The organism is Nonomuraea sp. NPDC001831 (assembly GCF_042892035.1).
Classification (GTDB): domain Bacteria; phylum Actinomycetota; class Actinomycetes; order Streptosporangiales; family Streptosporangiaceae; genus Nonomuraea.
The window spans coordinates 80,302-96,924 of sequence record NZ_JBIATU010000014.1; the positions used below are offsets into that span (position 1 = coordinate 80,302).

Sequence of the window (16,623 nt, forward strand, 5' to 3'; positions counted from 1 at the left end):
CGACTTCGGACAACGTAGTGATCGGGAAACGCTCCTGCTGCCGAGTCGGTGACCTTCGGGATGGCTGGTGGGGATCAGTGGGTCCGCTGCCGAGGATGGGCGCTGGCAAGGGGCCTTGCCTCGGTATGGGAAGTCATGTGAGGCCCAGCCCGGGATGGGCTCCCGTTGCCCAGCCGGTAACCGGGTGTCGGGCGGGTGACCATGGCGAGCGTAGCGAGCATCCCGCGGCCCAGCCGGTAACCGGGTCCGGAACGGGTGACCATGGCGAGCGCAGCGAGCATCCCGGGTGGGCTCCCGCGGCCCGCCCGATAGCCAGGTGCCGGGCGGGGGCCAGGGAAGAAGGGCCGTCGCCCGGTCAGGGGCAACGGGCGTCGGTCAGCGGGTGAACCGGCGGGCCGCCGCGGCCGCCGCGGCCACACCCCCCGCCGCCAGCAGCACCGCGCGCCGGTGCTGGGAGAGCCACACCTGCGGGCTGTGACCGTGTGAGCGCCGGTCGAACGTGCCGTGCGCGCCGTAGTCCTTGTCGTCGTCGGCCGGCTCCCAGAGGTTCGACACCCCGCTCGGCTGCTTCTCGTCCGTCTGCTGGGACTGGATGCCGGTCCTGGCGAGGTACCGGTCCACGAGGGCGGGGGCGACGCGCTGGGCCATGAGGGTGGCCGCGGTGCTGGCGCCCACCCAGTATTCCTTGCGTCCGGGGTGCTCGGCGGCGTACACGATGGCGCGCGCCGCGACCTCCGGCTGGTAGATCGGGGGTACGGGCTGGGGGTGCCGCCGCAGCTTGGACAGGACCCACTCGAACTGAGGGGTGTTGACCGCGGGGAGCTGGACCAGCGTGACGTCGATGCCGCTCCGGTCGGCCAGGAGCTCGGTGCGCAGCGACTCGGTGAAGCCCTTGATGGCGTGCTTGGCCCCGCAGTACGCCGACTGGAGGGGGATGCCGCGATGGCTCAGGGCCGAGCCGACCTGGACGATGGTTCCGGCGTTGCGGGGGCCCATGAGGTCGAGGGCGACCTTGGTGCCCCACACGTAGCCGAGGTACGTCACCGAAGTGGTACGAGCGTACTCATCTGGCGAAATATCGGTGAACTTGGCGAAGACTGAGGAAAAGGCGGTGTTGATCCAGGCCGAGATCGGTCCCATCTCCGCCTCGACGCGTTCCGCCGCCGCCTTCACCTGCTCGTACTCGGCCACGTCCGCCTCGTAGACCTTCGCGTCCCCGCCCGCGGTTCCCACGTCCACGGCGGCCGCACCCAGGCCCGCCGTGCCGCGGGCGATCAGGGCCACCCGCGCGCCGCGAGCGCCCAGCTCGCGCACCACCGCCCGTCCGACCCCGCCGCTCGCGCCCGTCACCACTACCACGCGTCCTCGAAGGGATGCCATGTCGGTTGTCAGCCTGCCTCTCCCGTGTTTCGGTCCTTCTGCCGCCGGATCGCCAGGGCGATGTCGACGATCGTGATGATGAACAACACGATCGCGATCCCTGCCATCACCGGCGCGCCTGCTATGAGTCCCAGCACCGTGAACGCGAAGAGGAACACCAGAATGAACGATCCCACCCTGATGTGCACCACGTCGCGCGGTGTGGCGGGCACCATGGGGTGGCCTTTCCGGTCACCCTCTTCGTGCCATCTACCGTCATCCGTGTTCTCAGGCATGCCGCTCACCTGCCCGTCCTGTTTGCTGCCTAACGTGCTGGGTAGCCGCCCTGCGTGCCCGAGCTACATCCCAGTGACCAGAGTGAGCCGGGGATCGTCAGGCGCCGTCGCGGGCGCGGGTTCAGCTACGAAGGACCGGACGGGCGGCCGGTGCGCGACAAGGCGACGCTGGAGCGCATCAGGTCGCTCGTCATCCCCCCGGCGTGGAAGGACGTGTGGATCTGCCCGTCCCCGTACGGCCACCTCCAGGCCGTCGGCGTGGACGCGGCCGGACGCCGGCAGTACCGCTACCACGACCTCTGGCGCGAGCAGCAGGACAAGGCGAAGTTCGACCACGTGCTGGAGGTGGCCGAGCGCCTGCCCGCGTTCCGCAAGGCCGTGGACGACCGCCTCAAGGGCCGCGGCCTGACCAGCAACCGGGTGCTGGCCGCCGCCGCCCGCCTGCTGGACGTCGGCTTCTTCAGGATCGGCGGCGAGAGTTACGACACCTACGGCCTGGCCACCCTGCGCATGGAGCACGTGACCTGCAGCAACGGCGTTGTGACCTGCGCCTACCAGGCCAAGGGCGACATCTCCCGCGAGGTCGTGGTGGCCGATCCCGGAGCCTGCACGGTGCTGCGGTCGCTCAAGGCGCTCGGCGCGGAGGGCGAGCTGCTCCGCTACCGCCGCCCGGAAGGCGGCTGGGGCGATGTCAGGAGCGAGGACATCAACGACTACCTGCGCGAACTGGTCGGCTGCGAGGTCACCGCCAAGGACTTCCGCACCTGGCACGCGACCGTCCTGGCCGCCGTGGGCCTGGCGGTCTCCAAGCACGCCCGGGGGAACGGCACCGCCAGGAAGCGGGCGGTCACCCGGGTGATGCGGGAGGTGGCCGAGTACCTGGGCAACACGCCGACCGTGGCGCGGGCGTCGTACGTGGACCCGCGGGTGGTGGAGGCGTACGACCAGGACAGGACGATCGCCGCGGCCCTCACCGAACTCGGGGCGGACGCCGATTACGGGCAGCTCGCCACCCACGGGACGGTGGAACGGGCCGTTATAGACCTTATTCGCGCCGTTTGAGCCGTTAATCCCCGGGCATGCGGCGACAATAGAAGGAGGCAAGCGATGGAAGCTCCGCAGTACGTCGCGGCCCGCGTCCAACAGGCGCTGGCCGAAGACGGACGCACGCACGAGCTGGGCATCAAGGTCGACGTCCGCGGCGACCAGTTGTTCCTGCGTGGTCAGGTGAGCGGAGCCGAGCAGCGCGACAGGCTCGGCCAGGTGGCGCGGGAGATCGCGCCCCAGCTGCACCTGCACAACGAGATACGCGTGGTCGACGTCTCGGCGCCGGGGGAGGATGAGCATCTTGACTGACCTGCGAATCGCGGCGGTGGGCGACATCCACCTGGGCGAGGACGTCAGAGGCCAGTACCGGCGCAGGCTTGAGGGCATCGAGGAACGTGCCGACGTGTTCATGGTCGCGGGAGACCTCACCCGGCACGGCACGCTGGAGGAGGGCCGGGTCGTGGCCGACGAGCTGCGCGACCTGCCCATCCCCACCGTGGCGGTCCTGGGCAACCACGACTACCACTCCGACCTGCAGTACGAGATCGCCGCCGAGCTGCGCGACGCCGGCGTCATCGTGCTCGACGACGACGGCGCGGTGATCCAGTGCGGTGACCGGAAGCTGGGCGTGGTCGGCGGCAAGGGGTTCGGCGGCGGGTTCGCCGGCAAGAGCGCCAGCGAGTTCGGCGAGCGCGAGATCAAGAACTTCATCTCCCACACGCGCTACATCGCCGAGGCGTGGAAGGTCGCGCTGAAGGAGCTCGTGGCCGACCAGCGCGTGGTGCTGTCCCACTACTCCCCGATCAAGGAGACGCTGGAGGGCGAGCCGCTGGAGATCTACCCCTTCCTCGGCAGCTACCTGCTGGCCGAGGCGGTGGACACGGCGGGCGCCGACCTCATCCTGCACGGGCACGCCCACAAGGGCACGGAGAAGGGCATGACCTCGGGCGGCATCCGGGTGCGCAACGTCGCCCTGCCCGTCCTCGGCAGGGCGTACGGCGTCTACTGCCTGGAGGAGCCGGGCAACAACTACGACGACTGACCCCGAGGGCGTCACAACACGCGTGCGGCGATCACGCACACGTCGTCGGTGGACTCGTCGGCGCCGAGCCGCCGCAGCAGGCAGTCGATCATCTGCTCGGGATCGTCCCCCACGCACGAGCGCGAGGCCCGCAGGAGCGCGGCGATGCCGGCGTCCAGGTCCTGCCCGCGCCGCTCCACGACGCCGTCGGTGTACAGGACCAGGGTGTCGCCGGGTTCGAGCTGGGTGACGGTCATGTCGTACTCGGCCGCGTCGAACGCCCCGAGCAGCGTGCCGGTGATCCCGTCGATGGCCTGCCCGCGCCCGTCCCTGATCAGGACGGGCGCGAGGTGCCCGGCGTTGGTCCAGGCGAACGTGCGGCGCTCGGGGTCGAAGTGGCCGATGATCGCGGTGCCGGTGACGGTGACGTCCTCGTTGGAGTGCACGATGAGGTCGTTCAGCCAGGTGGCGAGCTGACCGGCGGGAGCGCCGGTGTAGGCCAGGCCGGCCAGCCCCGAGCGCATCTGCAGCATGATGCTCGCGGCGGTCAGGCCGTGGCCCATGGCGTCGCCGATGGCCAGCAGCACGCGGCCGTCGGTGATCAGCCGGGCCTTGAACCAGTCGCCGCCCAGCCTGGCCAGATCCTCGCTCGGCAGGTAGCGCACGCCGACGGCGAGCCCCGGCAGCGGGATGAGGCCCCGGCGGATCGGCAGGATCGTGTTCTGCAGCTGGACGGTGATCCGGTGCTCCTGCTCGGCCCGTTCCTTCTCCTTGGTCGCCTGCTCGTGCGCCACGGCCAGCGCGCGTTCCCTGCGGCGGTTCTTGGTGACGTCCTGGACCAGGCACCGGACCTTGACCGGCACGCCGTCCCCGTCGAGGAGCGGCTCGCTGTAGACGCACAGGTGGCGCACGCCGTGCCGGTGCTGGATGCGGAACTCGTTCTCCACGGCCTCGCGGAACTCCAGCAGCGTGCGCATCTGCTCGTCCATGACGGGGAGGTCCTCGGCGACCACCACGCCGGGCAGCTCCTCCAGCGGCATCGGGCCGTCGGCGCGGGCGCGGCCGAACATCTCGTACATCTGCGGCGTCCACAGGGTGCGCTCGGTCGCCAGGTTCCACTCGCCCCAGCCCAGCTCGGCCAGACGTTGGGCGCGTTCCCAGCCGGAGACCAGCAGCTCCTCGTCGTCGAGGATGCGCCAGCTCACCAGCAGGCCCTCGTCCACGCGCGCGGCGCGCACGGCCAGGGTCGCCGGCCACAGCCGGTAGTCCATGGCCTCGACGAACTCCAGCGGCATGTGGTGCAGGGACTCGCCCGACTCGTACACGGCGATGTAGTCGTCCAGCAGGCCCGAACTGGCCACGCCGGGGCTGACCGACAGCAGGCGGCGGCCGACCAGGTCGTCGGCCGTGCGTCCGGCGGGGGTCCTGGCGTGCTTGTTCGCGGCCAGGACGAGGAAGTCCACGACGCGGCCCGCGTCGTCGTGGACGGGGGTGAGGAAGAGGGCCGAGGCGTGCACGCCCGCCAGCATGCCGCGTACCCACTCGGGCACCTCGGGCCGTTCGAGCACCTGCTCGGACGGCCGTTCGATGCCCTTGGCGACCTCGATGAGATCCAGACCGCTGTGCTGGGCCATCCTGGCGAGTTGCTCGGCGGCCTCGCCTGGGCGGATGTTGAGCCGGGTGGCCAGGCGGGCCGTGGCCTCGTCGAGGATGGCCTGGGTACGCAGGTGGCGGCGTACGTGAACAAGTTGCTCACGGACCCGTGCCGAAGCCGCGTTCATCTCGAAGCGGCTGAACGGCGGAAATCTGCTCACTCGCTCCCCATGCCCGATCAATCGGGATTGAGGGCTGGTGGTGCTGTTATTTCGGCAAAACTATGGGGTCCGCTGGGCCGTTCTCGAGGTTCGGCCCAGCGGGTTGTCACGGACGGAGTGCGGGGCGGCGTGCGCCCTACACATTGAAGATGCTGACCCCGCCCGGGCCCACGAGGAAGCCGAGGACGATGAGCACGATCCCCCAGAGGAGGTCGCGACGGGCCAGAATCACGTAGATCCCGGAGATGACGAGGATGACGGCGATGATCCAAAGCAAAGTAGCCATGTGACTGCAACTGCCCCCACGCGCGACTCCTTAACATGTTTTCCTCCGCCGTAACGGGCAGGTGGTGATCCATGACGACATTCGGCTATTTCTTGTCGTGCGAGGAACACGCACCCAAAGAACTGGTACGTCAGGCCAAGGCCGCCGAACGCGCCGGTTTCGAGGCTCTGTGGATCTCCGACCACTTCCACCCCTGGCTGGACGAGCAGGGCCAGGCGCCCTTCGTCTGGTCGGTGATCGGCGCGGTGGCCGAGGCGACCTCCCTGCCCATCACCACGGCCGTCACCTGTCCCCTCATCCGTACGCACCCGGTCGTCGTCGCGCAGGCCGCCGCCACCACCGGGGCGCTCACCGGCGGACGTTTCCGGCTCGGCGTGGGCACCGGCGAGGCGCTGAACGAGCACGTCGTCGAGTCGCGCTGGCCCCCGCTCAGCGAGCGCCTGGAGATGCTCGAAGAGGCCGTCGGGCTGATGCGCGAGCTGTTCACCGGCAAGCTGGTGACCCACCGGGGCGCCCACTACCGCGTGGACACCGCCCGGCTCTACACGCTGCCCGACGAGCCGGTGCCCATCCTGATGTCGGGGTTCGGCGAGAAGTCCACGACGCTGGCCGGCCGGCTGGCCGACGGCTACATCTCCACCGCGCCGGACGCCGAGTCCGTCACACGGTTCCGCGAGGCGGGCGGCGCGGGCAAACCGGCGCTCGGCGGCCTGAAGGCCTGCTACGCCGCCGACGAGGCCACCGCGCGCAGGACCGTCCACCGCCTGTGGCCCACGCAGGGGATCAAGGGGGAGGCGTCGCAGATCCTGCCGCTGCCCCGCCACTTCGAGCAGCTCGCCGAGTCGGTCACCGAGGACGAGGCCGTGGGCGGCAGCCCGGTCGGCCCCGACCCCGAGGTCCACGCGCGGGCGCTCAAGGAGTACGTGGACGCTGGCTTCGACGAGGTCTATGTCAACCAGATCGGCACGGAGCAGGACGCGTTCTTCGACTTCTACGAACGCGAGGTGCTCCCGAGAGTGCGCTGACCGGCCGGCTTCGTCGGCTCGACGTGCCCGAGGGTGCGCTGACCGGCCGGCTTCGTCGGCTGGACGTGCCCGAGGGGGCGCTGACAGCTAGTCGGCCGACTTCATCAGCTTGGCGTACCCGAGCTGCAGCCAGTCGGAGATGGCCACCGCGGTCATCGTGGCGCCGACGAGCCTGGTCACCCTGGGGGCGAAGACCAGGCCGACGGCGTACGCGGTGGCCGCCCACTGGGCCAGGCAGAACGGGCAGGCCAGCAGCTCGCCCATCGGCCCGCGCGGCTCCTCCTGGACCTCGGAGGGGCCGCCCTGGCCCTCGTACCTGGTGAAGGGCGCCCGCAGGGGGCTCATGACCGGGTCCTTGGCCAGGCGCCGGGAGACCTTGTGCGTGCAGGCCGCCATGAGCGCGATGTCGAGGACGCCGACCCGTTCGGGCAGCTTCCGCTTGGTGAGCACCGCGGCCGCCGCCGCCCCGGCCACCCCTGCGCCGTACGTGGCGAGGATGCCCAGGTAGCCGCCCAGCGGACGATCATGCCCGTTGCCGTAGGCGCGTTCCGTCTTCTCCAGCATGTCGGTCATAGGGTGTGGCGCTACCCTCAACCCCTGCCTCTACGCGCCGTCCCTCGGGGTGTCTCTTGGGCTGTTCCCAACGTCTACATGACGATCGTGAGGGTAGCCCGGAACCATGAGCAGCCATGGTCATGCGGTCACTGACGCCATCCTTGACACATTGAAGCGCGCGAGCTCCGGGCTGAAGGACGCCGGGGTGAAGTTCGCGCTGGCCGGCGGCTGCGCGGCCTATGCGAGAGGCGCCGCCCCCTCCTTGCACGACGTCGACTTCGTGCTCACCGAGCATGACGTGCCCGCCGCCCTGGAAGCCCTGCGCGGGCTGGGCTTCGAGACCGCCAAACCGCCGGAGGACTGGCTGGTCAAGGCGTACGACGAGGGCCGGCTGGTCGATCTGATCTTCCGCGTCTCCGACCATGAGATCACCGAGGAACTGCTGGACCGGGCCGAGCCGCTGAAGGCGTCGGCGGTGATCGTGCCCGTGCTGGAGGCCACCGACCTCGTCATCTCCTGGCTGCTGCCGCTGTCGGAGCACGCCTGCGACTACGGCTCCCTGCTGGCCCAGGTGCGGGCGCTGCGCGAGCAGGTGGACTGGCCGCGGGTGGTGGCGGTGGTGGCCGACTCGCCGTACGCGACGACGTTCGTGACGCTGCTGGAGCGGCTGGGCGTGCTGAGCGAGCCGGTGGTGGCCAGCGGCGAAAGCCGGTGGCCGTGACCCCGCGCCCCTGACCCCGCGCCCCTGACCCCGCGCCCCTGACCCGGCGGCCCTGAAAAGCCCGGAAAGGCCCAGAAAAGCCCAGAAAGGCCCGGAACGGGCGGAGGGCCGCGCCCTGATCGGACGCGGCCCTCCCTCTAGGACAGACTGCGAGGGTCACCCGCCGTAGCGGCCGTAGTAGTCACCCAGCCGCGTGCGGTACTCGGGCTCCTTGTACCTGCCCTCGTCGAACTCGGGCGCGTCCTTGATCTCGGCCTTGGTGCGCGCGACGTGCACGTTGCGCTCCTGAGGGTCGATGCGCGTGACGACCTGCGCCGGCAGCATGACCTTCTTGCCGAAGATCCAGGGACCGGTGTCGACGATGATGTAACTCTCGCCGACCTCGTACGTCGCCTCGTCGACGGACCCGATCTTCCCGTCGGTCGCCTGGACGTGGTACCCCACGAGATCCAGGCTCTGGCCGCGGTCATAGACGTCAGGACGATAGTTCCAGAGCTCCATCGGGCTCTCTTCCTCTCTTCTTCCGTCTTTTCTCGGGCAAGACCTCCGCTACCCGGACAGACTCCGGTAAACCTCCAACAAAGCGTCGGTGGCGGCGGCTACGATCCGCGTCACGGACTGGAAAGGGGGCCGGATGACCGTCGGCGAGGCGCAGGAGTGGGCCCCTCCGGGCGTCGACGTCACGCGTCCCAGCGTGGCCCGCGTGCACGACTGCCTGCTCGGCGGCGTGGAGAACTTCTCCGTCGACCGCTCGGTGGCGCGCCGGCTCAAGGACGCCGTGCCCGAGGTGGTCGACCTCGTCTGGTGCAACCGGGCCTTCATCGGCCGGGTCGTCGACTTCCTCGTCCGCGAGGCGGGCATCAGGCAGATCGTCGACCTCGGCGCCGGGCTGCCGACCATCGAGAACACCCACGAGGTCGCCCAGTTCGCCGACCCCCGTACCCGGGTCGTCTACGTGGACATCGACCCCATGGTCGAGCCGCACGCCCGCGCCATCCTGAGCGGCAACCCCCACGCCACCGCGATCACCGCCGACGCCCGCGACGTCGACGCCGTGCTCGGCCACCCCGAGCTGGGCCGCCTGATCGACCTCGACCAGCCCACGGCCCTGCTGGCCATCGGGCTGCTGCACCTGTTCCCCGACGCCGACGACCCCCACGGCCTGGTCCGGCGGTACGTCGCCGAACTCGCCCCCGGCAGCCACCTGGCCGTCTCCAACATGCTGGCCTCCGGCAACCCCAAGGCCAAGGCGCTGGAGGCGCTGCTCCAGGCCACGATGGGCACCGGCCACTTCCGCGAGCGCGCGGCGATCGAGGCGTACTTCGACGGTCTCGTGCTGGTCGAGCCCGGGGTGGTGCACTTCCCCGAGTGGCACCCCGACGAGCGGCTGCCCGGCCCGCTGGCCCCCTGGGAAGAGCTGCTGCTGGGAGGCGTGGCCCGCAAGCCGTGAAACCCGGGTGCTTTCGCGGCGGAGGGACGGCTAGGGTGGCGCCCATGCCGCGTCGATTCCTCGTCTGCTCCCCGCCGCCGGCCCTCTAGCGGGCGGCGGCGTCTCAGGATTCTCCGGGTCTGAGCGATCCGGGGGTGGTTGCTGCCCGCATACGGGCCCATTCCGACCACTCCATCCGGAGAACTCCTGTCATGACCCCTGTCTCCGCCCGCCGTGGCGCCGTCTACGTCTCCGTGGCCGCCACGGCCTGGGGCACCGGCGGCGCCGCCGGCGCGCTGCTGTTCGAGTCGGGCCACCTCGGCCCCGTCGGCGTCTCGCTCTGGCGCTACCTGCTCGGCGCCGCCTTCCTGCTCGCGCTCACCCGCCGCGCGGCGCGTCCGCGCCGGCTCACCTGGCACGTGCTGCCGATCGGGGCCGGCATGGCCGTCTACCAGACCGCGTACTTCGCGGCCATCGCCGGGTCCGGCGTGGCGGTCGCGACGGTCGTGACCATGGGCGCCACGCCGATCATCACCGCCCTCGGCGGGCGGCTGCTGCTGCGCGAGCCGCTCGGCCCGGTCGCCCGTGCCGCGCTGGCCGCCGCGCCGGTCGGGCTCGTCCTGCTCACCTGGGAGTCCGTCGTCCAGGCCCGCTCTCTGTCCGGCATCGGGTACGCCCTGCTCTCGGCCGCCGGGTACGCCGGCGTGACACTCTTCTCCCGCCACCACAGGGCGGCCGACCCGCAGGCCGCCGCGGTCGGCGGTTTCGTGGTCGGGGCGGCCTGCCTGGCGCCCTTCGCCCTCCCGGCGGGCGTGCTGCCCGAGCTGAGCCTGTCGTCGGTGGCGCTGCTGCTCTACCTGGGCGCGGTGCCCACCGCCCTGGCCTACGGCCTGTTCTTCCGCGCGCTCACCGCGTTGCCGGCCACCACGGTCTCGATCATCTCGCTGGGCGAGGCGGCCGGGGCGGCGCTGATCGGCGTCCTGCTGTTCGGCGAGCGGCTGACCCCGCTCGCCTGGTGCGGGTGCGCGCTCCTGCTCGCCGCGGTCGCCGTTCTCGCGCTGAAAGCGGAAACGGAGATGTGAGGTCCAGGGCCCGTGATGAGTTAAGGTCCGGTACGGCGACGCTTGCCGTATCGTCGCTCCGTTCTCTCATTTCGGCATAACGGAACGGCGCCGGCGAAAAGTGCGTTGGAGGAACTGTGGCCTCGATAAAGGGAATATTCAGAAACCTCCTGGATCGTCCAGGCGGCGTGAACCTGAGCCCCTATCTGAAGATCGTCAAGGCGGCCGAAGAGCGCGCCGGCCGCGTCGGGAAGCTCGACGAGCTGCCGACGCCGGCCATGGACGATCTGGCCGAGTTCTGCGCCGTCGTGCGTGAGGCCGCCGACCGCACCCTCGGGCTCCGGCCGTACGACGTTCAGTTGCTGGGCACGCTCGCCCTGCTCGACGGCAAGGTGGCGGAGATGGCGACCGGCGAGGGCAAGACCCTGTCGGGCGCCATGGCCGCCGCCGGCTACGCGTTGCAGGGCAAGCGCGTCCACGTGATGTCCGTCAACGACTACCTGGCCAGGCGCGACGCCGAGTGGATGGGCCCGCTCTACGAGGCGCTCGGCGTCAGCGTGGGCTGGATCGACCAGAACTCCACCCCGGAGGAGCGCCGCGCCGCCTACGCCAAGGACGTCACGTACGGGCCGGTCAGCGAGATCGGCTTCGACGTGCTGCGCGACCGGCTGCGCACCGACCCGGCCGAGATCGTGGTGCCCGCGCCCGAGGTGGCGCTGATCGACGAGGCCGACTCCGTGCTGGTCGACGAGGCGCGGGTGCCGCTGGTGATGGCCGGCGCGGCCGACCCCGGCAGCGCGGTGCCGGAGATGGCGGCGCTGGTGCGCACGCTCGTCCGCGGCTACCACTACGAGATCGACGAGCAGGCGCGCAACGTCTACCTCACCCCCAAGGGCGCCGACAGCGTCGAGAACATCCTCGGCGTCGAGCTCTACGACGAGCACGAGCCCGGCACCCTCATCGAGCTCAACCTCGCCCTGCACGCCCACGCGCTGCTCGCCCGCGACGTCGACTACATCGTGCGCGACGGCAGGGTGCAGCTGATCAACCCCTCGCGCGGCCGGGTGGCGCTGCTGCAGCGCTGGCCCGACGGGCTGCAGGCGGCCGTGGAGGCCAAGGAGGCGCTGCCGCCGAGCGAGAAGGGCGAGATCCTCGACTCGATCACCGTCCAGGGGCTGATCCGCCGCTACCCGCAGATCTGCGGCATGACGGGCACCGCCGTCGCGGTCAACGAGCAGCTCGGCGAGTTCTACGGCCTCAAGGTCGCGGTCATCCCGTCCAACCGGCCGTGCGTGCGCCAGGACGAGCCCGACCGCATCTACCCGACCGTCCCCGACAAGGACGCCGCGCTGGTCGAGGAGATCCAGGAGGTGCACGAGACGGGCCGGCCGATCCTCATCGGCACCCTCGACGTGGCCGAGTCGGAGAACCTCGCCAAGCTGCTGCAGCGCCGCGGCATGGAACCGGTCGTCCTCAACGCCAAGAACGACGCCGAAGAGGCCACGATCATCTCCAGGGCGGGCGAGCGCGGCGCGATCACCGTCTCCACCCAGATGGCCGGTCGCGGCACCGACATCCGGCTCGGCGAGGGCGTGGCCGAGCTCGGCGGCCTCTACGTGATCGGCTCCGGCCGCCACGCCAGCAGCCGCCTCGACGACCAGCTCCGCGGCCGGGCCGGCCGCCAGGGCGACCCGGGCGGCTCGGTCTTCTTCGTCAGCATGACCGACGACCTGATCACCCAGTTCGTCCCCGACGAGCGCCCGCCCGCCCCCGACCCCGACGGCCTGGTGCGCCACCGGCGCGGCGCGTACATCGTGGGCCACGCCCAGCGGGTGGCCGAGGGCGTCAACCTGGAGATCCACCGCAACACCTGGCGCTACACCCGCCTGCTCGAACACCAGCGTGAGCTGATCCTCGAATGGCGCGACAAGGTCCTGCACGGCGACGCCGCGGCCAAGGCGCTGGCCGAGGCCGACCCCGAGCGCTGGGCCGAGCTGCCCGAGGACACCAGGGACGAGACGGCCCGCCAGATCGTCCTGCACGCCATCGACACCTGCTGGACCGAGCACCTGGCCTTCCTCAACGACCTGCGCGAGGGCATCCACCTGCGCGCGCTGGGCCGGATGAGCCCGGTCGACGAGTTCCAGCGGGAGGCCGTGGCCGAGTACAAGGCGCTGCAGGCCGAGGTCGAACGCCGCTCGCTGGAGTCGTTCGAGGCCCCCGAGCCCGACCTCAAGCGCCCGTCGGCCACCTGGACGTACCTGGTGCAGGACAACCCGTTCGGCACGGAATGGGACCGGATCCTCAAGCGGGTGACCGCCGCCACGCGCCGCGGCTGAACCCGCCGGGCGTACCTGACAGAAGATGACAGGTACGCCCGACAGAATGGACGCATGACGACGAAAGCCAAGCTCATCGCCTTCACCATCGACTGCGACGACCCCCGGAAGCTGGCCGCCTTCTACCACGAGGTGACCGGCTTCGAGATCCAGTACTCGGAGGAGGAGTACGCGGCGATCGGTGACGGCTCCACGAACATCTACTTCGGCCGGGTCCCCGGTTACAAGCCGGGCGAGTGGCCCAGCGCCGACAAGAAGTTCCATCTCGACTTCCGCGTGCCCGACCTGGACAAGGCGGTCGAGGAGTACACCGCGCTCGGGGCGGTCAAGCCGGAGTTCCAGCCGGGCGTCACCGAGGAGGGCACGCGCTGGATCGTGCTGCAGGACCCGGAGGGCCACCTGTTCTGCGTGGTGCCCGAGCAATCGTAGGCCCCGCGACGCCCCCGCGGGGGCTCAAGGATCAGCCACAAGTTCCTGCAGGTGGCAGCCCCAATTGGGCGATTTATCAGCCTAAAGAATGATGGTAGTGCTCCGCTCGGCTCTTAAGCTGGAGCAATGCTCCTGCACGGACCCCTGCCCCTGCGTGGGCGCCGATGACCTGGATCGGACTGCTCATCGCGCTGGCCGGAGCGCTGGGATACGCGCTCGGCGCCGCCCTCCAACAGTACGAGGCCGTGGCCGCGGGCGCCTCGCTCAAGCTGGTCCGGCGCCCCCGCTGGTGGATCGGCGGCGTCATCGGCTTCACCGGGGCGTGCCTGCACGCCGTGGCGCTCAGCTTCGCGCCGCTGGTGGCCGTGCAGCCGATCAGCGTGGCCACCCTGGTGTTCGCGGTGCCGCTGGCCGCCTTCATGTACGGGCGCAGGCCGTACCGGGCGGAGATCCTCGGCTCGATCGCCGTGGCCGTGGGCCTGCTCTGGCTCATGCTGCTGGTGCCCCAGCACAACGTCACGCCCCGGCTGAGCAGCGGCGCCGCGCTCGCCTTCCTGGGCGTCATCGCGGCGATCGCGCTGGTGTCGCAGGTGCTCGCGCGGCGCTTCCACGGGCCCGCGCGGGCGCTGCTGCTGTCGGTGGGCGCCGGCGTCGTGACGGCGAGCGTCTCGACGTTCGTGCGGGTGGTCGGCGGCGGGCTGGAGGGCGACTGGGGGCGGCTGATCCACTGGTTCACGCTGGCCGTGCCGGTGCTGCTGGTCTGCGCGGTGGTGCTGCTCCAGCGCTCGTACGCGGTCGGCTACTTCGGCATCGCCTACGCCGGCGTCCAGGTCATCGACCCGATCACCTCGGTGCTGGCGGGGGCGATCCTGCTCGGCGAACCGCTGCCCGCCAGCCCCTCCACGGCGATCCCCGCCCTGCTGGCCGGGGCGCTGACCATCGGCGGCACGATCACCCTCGGCCGCCTCACCCCCGACCACTCCAAGCCGGCCCCGGCCCCCGCTCCCGTCCCCCCGGTGCTGACCTCCGCCACGGTGGCCGCCGAGGCCGCGTCCAAGGCGTCCAAGACGTCCGGGACGGCCGCCGAGACGGCCTCCGAGGGCGCGGTCACCGGTCGGCGGCCCGCGTCCGGTCAGTGACCGCCGCCACCGGCGGACGCCAGGCCAGCACGTCGTCCATCGAACGCAGCATCAGCTCCGGGCTGAGCCGGCCCGCCACGGTCACCGCGAGGTCGCGCAGCCGTACCGCGAGCGGGTTGCGCAGCTTGGTGACCCGGCAGATCGTCATCGACCGCCGCACGACGTCCGACGTGCGCGCCAGCCGGGCCGCGGTGTAGGCGGCCAGGTCGCCGTCCGCCAGGTGCGCGAGCACCACGGCGTCCTCCAGCGCCTGGCAGGCGCCCTGGCCCAGGTTCGGGGTCATCGGATGGGCCGCGTCGCCCACCAGCGCCGCCCTGCCCCGGTGCAGGGCGGGCAGCGGCGTCCTCAGGTAGTGGACGTCGTTGCGGATGATCCGGGCGGGGTCGGCGGCCCGCAGCAGCGCCGGGATCGGCTCGTGCCAGCCGCCGAACCTGCGCAGCAGCTCCTCCCGCTCGTCCCCGTGGGCGGCGCCGGCGGGTGACAGGTCGGTGGCGTACAGGTAGACCAGGTCGTCGGTGAGCTGGTGGACGCCGAACACCAGCCCCCTGCCCCAGCTCTCCGACCGGGGGATCTCCAGCCCGTTCCGCGGGACGAGCGCCCGCCACGCCGTCACCCCCGAGTACACCGGCCCCGGATGGCCGGGGAAGAGCGCCCGCCGGGTCGCCGAGCGGATGCCGTCGGCGCCCACGACGAGGTCCGCCTCGATCTCGCCCGCGTCCGTGCGCACGATCCCGCGCTCGGCGTCCACGCCCGTCACGGTGACGCCCAGCCGCAGGACGCCCGGGTCCAGCGCGCCGGCGAGCACGTCCATGAGGGTCGCCCGCAGCATGACCACCACCGAGTCCCCGTACCGGGCGTCGGCGTGGTCGGTCGTGGTGCGCGTCAGCCAGCGGCCGTCCGCCCGCCGCACGCCGAGCGGCCCCTCCACCGTGGACAGCTCGCGCACCCGGTCGCCCAATCCCAGCGTGTCGAGCGCCTTGAGGGCGTTGGCGGCGACCGCCAGCCCCGACCCGACGGGCTCGACGGCGGCCGCCCGCTCAAGGACGCTCACCTCCCACCCCCTGCGGCGCAGGGCCACGCCGCAGGCCAGCCCTCCGATGCCGCCACCGATCACCACAGCCTTGGGCATGACGCCTCCTCGCTTACTACGTCTGTAGTGCGAGCGTACTACACCTGTAGTTCGCTCGCACTACCCCTGTAGTATTCGGTCCGTGAAACGAGCGGACGCCGTCGCAGACACGGCCATCACCCTGCTGGCCGAGCGCGGCATGCGCGGCCTCACCCACCGCGCCGTGGACGAGGCGGCCGGGCTGCCGCCCGGATCCACGTCCAACCTGGCCCGCACCCGGGCCGCGCTGCTGGAGCTGACCCTGTCCCGGCTCACCGAGCTGGAGATGAAGGCCATGGCGATCGCCTACGAGCCGGTGGCGCTCACGCTCGACGACCTGCCCGCCCGGCTGGCCGAGGCGGTGCGCGTGCAGCTCGACGACCGCCGGCGCACCCTGGCCCGCTACGAGCTGGCCCTGGAGGCCACCAGGCGTCCCGAACTGCGCGAGATCTACAACCGGGCGAGCCGCCACTTCCGAGACCCGGCGCCCGCCATGCTGGCCGCCCTGGGGTCGAAGGACCCGGTGCGCCACGCCCGCCAGCTCGTGGCCTTCGGGGAGGGGCTGATGTTCGACGCGATCGCGGGCGCGGGCTCCGTGCCCACCGTGGAGGAGCTCACCCTCGCACTGCGCGACCTGCTGACCGGCATGCTGCGTGACGAGGGCGCCGGCGGATAGGACCGCCGGCGCCCGTGTCGGCCGTGCGTGACCTCGGGCGGCCTACTTCTCGCCGCCCGTGTCCTCGCCGTCCCTCGCGTGCTTGCCGCGAGGCTCCCGGTGGCCGTCGGCCGCGCCGGACTCGGCCTCCGGCGACTCGTCCTTGGGGGGTGCCTCATGCCTGCCCATACGGGGGGAACTCTCCTTCTCTTCGACCAACAGCTCACGGTGACCGTATGACTACAGTTACGTGCCCGGCAAGGGGGTTGGTTCAAGATCCACGCAACGAATTCGAGAATAATTCGCGTAACGCCGTGATCAGCCGGAATCGGCAGTGGT

The 16,623-nt window shown here is 71.2% G+C and carries 19 protein-coding genes; 11 read left to right on the top strand and 8 right to left on the bottom strand.

All coding sequences use genetic code 11. The features are described from left to right. Window positions 1-375: 375 nt before the first annotated feature. Together ACFYYW_RS35605 and ACFYYW_RS35610 are read right to left on the bottom strand one after the other, a co-directional pair. Window positions 376-1,380 carry an SDR family oxidoreductase gene (locus ACFYYW_RS35605; protein WP_352319525.1) on the bottom strand — a complete coding sequence of 335 codons (1,005 nt, stop codon included), beginning with the start codon at window positions 1,378-1,380 and terminating at the stop codon, window positions 376-378. Window positions 1,381-1,388: 8 nt separating this feature from the next. Beyond that, window positions 1,389-1,655 carry a hypothetical protein gene (locus ACFYYW_RS35610; protein ID WP_352319527.1) on the bottom strand — a complete coding sequence of 89 codons (267 nt, stop codon included), beginning with the start codon at window positions 1,653-1,655 and terminating at the stop codon, window positions 1,389-1,391. Window positions 1,656-1,709: 54 nt separating this feature from the next. Between ACFYYW_RS35610 and ACFYYW_RS35615 the strand changes: the two genes are divergently transcribed. Genes ACFYYW_RS35615 through ACFYYW_RS35625 form a run of 3 tightly spaced genes read left to right on the top strand, consistent with a single transcriptional unit; the run spans window position 1,710 to window position 3,744 of the window. Continuing rightward, window positions 1,710-2,717, top strand: a complete 1,008-nt coding sequence (locus ACFYYW_RS35615) for a DNA topoisomerase IB (protein ID WP_387655512.1) — start codon at window positions 1,710-1,712, stop codon at window positions 2,715-2,717. Between the two features lie 45 nt (window positions 2,718-2,762). Continuing rightward, window positions 2,763-3,011 (top strand): BON domain-containing protein, encoded by a 249-nt coding sequence (locus ACFYYW_RS35620; RefSeq protein ID WP_352319530.1) that lies wholly within the window; start codon window positions 2,763-2,765, stop codon window positions 3,009-3,011. After that, complete coding sequence (locus ACFYYW_RS35625) at window positions 3,004-3,744, top strand: metallophosphoesterase (RefSeq protein WP_352319532.1); 741 nt, start codon at window positions 3,004-3,006, stop codon at window positions 3,742-3,744. Before ACFYYW_RS35620 ends, ACFYYW_RS35625 begins: the two co-directional genes overlap by 8 nt. 11 nt (window positions 3,745-3,755) lie before the next feature. Here ACFYYW_RS35625 and ACFYYW_RS35630 read toward each other — a convergent pair whose 3' ends face one another. After that, window positions 3,756-5,537, bottom strand: coding sequence for a PP2C family protein-serine/threonine phosphatase (locus tag ACFYYW_RS35630; RefSeq protein WP_387655516.1), 1,782 nt, complete (start codon window positions 5,535-5,537; stop codon window positions 3,756-3,758). A gap of 136 nt (window positions 5,538-5,673) precedes the next feature. Beyond that, complete coding sequence (locus ACFYYW_RS35635) at window positions 5,674-5,823, bottom strand: GPGG-motif small membrane protein (protein WP_165959640.1); 150 nt, start codon at window positions 5,821-5,823, stop codon at window positions 5,674-5,676. A gap of 71 nt (window positions 5,824-5,894) precedes the next feature. On the opposite strand from ACFYYW_RS35635, the gene ACFYYW_RS35640 reads away from it, so the two are divergent. After that, on the top strand, window positions 5,895-6,848 hold the full coding sequence (locus ACFYYW_RS35640; protein WP_387655518.1) for a TIGR03557 family F420-dependent LLM class oxidoreductase: 954 nt from the start codon (window positions 5,895-5,897) through the stop codon (window positions 6,846-6,848). 87 nt (window positions 6,849-6,935) lie between these two features. On the opposite strand, the gene ACFYYW_RS35645 is transcribed toward ACFYYW_RS35640, so the two are convergent. Next, complete coding sequence (locus tag ACFYYW_RS35645) at window positions 6,936-7,421, bottom strand: DUF1360 domain-containing protein (RefSeq protein WP_352319538.1); 486 nt, start codon at window positions 7,419-7,421, stop codon at window positions 6,936-6,938. A 151-nt stretch (window positions 7,422-7,572) separates the two neighbouring features. On the opposite strand from ACFYYW_RS35645, the gene ACFYYW_RS35650 reads away from it, so the two are divergent. Next, the gene (locus tag ACFYYW_RS35650) at window positions 7,573-8,124 is read left to right on the top strand and encodes a nucleotidyltransferase (RefSeq protein WP_352319540.1); all 552 of its coding nucleotides are present in this window, start codon (window positions 7,573-7,575) and stop codon (window positions 8,122-8,124) included. 156 nt (window positions 8,125-8,280) lie between these two features. Here the strand turns inward: ACFYYW_RS35650 and ACFYYW_RS35655 are convergent, their stop codons facing one another. Further along, on the bottom strand, window positions 8,281-8,625 hold the full coding sequence (locus ACFYYW_RS35655; protein ID WP_352319541.1) for a PRC-barrel domain containing protein: 345 nt from the start codon (window positions 8,623-8,625) through the stop codon (window positions 8,281-8,283). A 133-nt stretch (window positions 8,626-8,758) separates the two neighbouring features. Here ACFYYW_RS35655 and ACFYYW_RS35660 point away from each other — a divergent pair, with 133 nt between their 5' ends. The 5 genes from ACFYYW_RS35660 to ACFYYW_RS35680 all read left to right on the top strand — a co-directional run bounded on the left by ACFYYW_RS35660 (window position 8,759) and on the right by ACFYYW_RS35680 (window position 14,521). Beyond that, window positions 8,759-9,574, top strand: a complete 816-nt coding sequence (locus ACFYYW_RS35660; protein ID WP_387655522.1) for an SAM-dependent methyltransferase — start codon at window positions 8,759-8,761, stop codon at window positions 9,572-9,574. A gap of 191 nt (window positions 9,575-9,765) precedes the next feature. Further along, complete coding sequence (locus ACFYYW_RS35665; RefSeq protein WP_387655525.1) at window positions 9,766-10,635, top strand: DMT family transporter; 870 nt, start codon at window positions 9,766-9,768, stop codon at window positions 10,633-10,635. Window positions 10,636-10,802: 167 nt separating this feature from the next. Then, the gene (gene secA2, locus ACFYYW_RS35670) at window positions 10,803-12,953 is read left to right on the top strand and encodes an accessory Sec system translocase SecA2 (protein WP_352319546.1); all 2,151 of its coding nucleotides are present in this window, start codon (window positions 10,803-10,805) and stop codon (window positions 12,951-12,953) included. 54 nt (window positions 12,954-13,007) lie between these two features. Next, on the top strand, window positions 13,008-13,382 hold the full coding sequence (locus ACFYYW_RS35675) for a VOC family protein (RefSeq protein ID WP_352319548.1): 375 nt from the start codon (window positions 13,008-13,010) through the stop codon (window positions 13,380-13,382). Window positions 13,383-13,546: 164 nt separating this feature from the next. Then, window positions 13,547-14,521 carry a DMT family transporter gene (locus tag ACFYYW_RS35680; RefSeq protein ID WP_387655529.1) on the top strand — a complete coding sequence of 325 codons (975 nt, stop codon included), beginning with the start codon at window positions 13,547-13,549 and terminating at the stop codon, window positions 14,519-14,521. On the opposite strand, the gene ACFYYW_RS35685 is transcribed toward ACFYYW_RS35680, so the two are convergent. Beyond that, on the bottom strand, window positions 14,490-15,650 hold the full coding sequence (locus ACFYYW_RS35685) for an FAD-dependent monooxygenase (RefSeq protein WP_387655532.1): 1,161 nt from the start codon (window positions 15,648-15,650) through the stop codon (window positions 14,490-14,492). The genes ACFYYW_RS35680 and ACFYYW_RS35685 overlap by 32 nt on opposite strands. 82 nt (window positions 15,651-15,732) lie before the next feature. On the opposite strand from ACFYYW_RS35685, the gene ACFYYW_RS35690 reads away from it, so the two are divergent. Then, entirely contained in the window at window positions 15,733-16,305 is a 573-nt protein-coding gene (locus tag ACFYYW_RS35690; protein WP_387655534.1) for a TetR/AcrR family transcriptional regulator, read from the top strand. Window positions 16,306-16,347: 42 nt separating this feature from the next. On the opposite strand, the gene ACFYYW_RS35695 is transcribed toward ACFYYW_RS35690, so the two are convergent. Further along, window positions 16,348-16,473, bottom strand: coding sequence for a hypothetical protein (locus ACFYYW_RS35695; RefSeq protein WP_352319556.1), 126 nt, complete (start codon window positions 16,471-16,473; stop codon window positions 16,348-16,350). Window positions 16,474-16,623 lie beyond the last annotated feature (150 nt).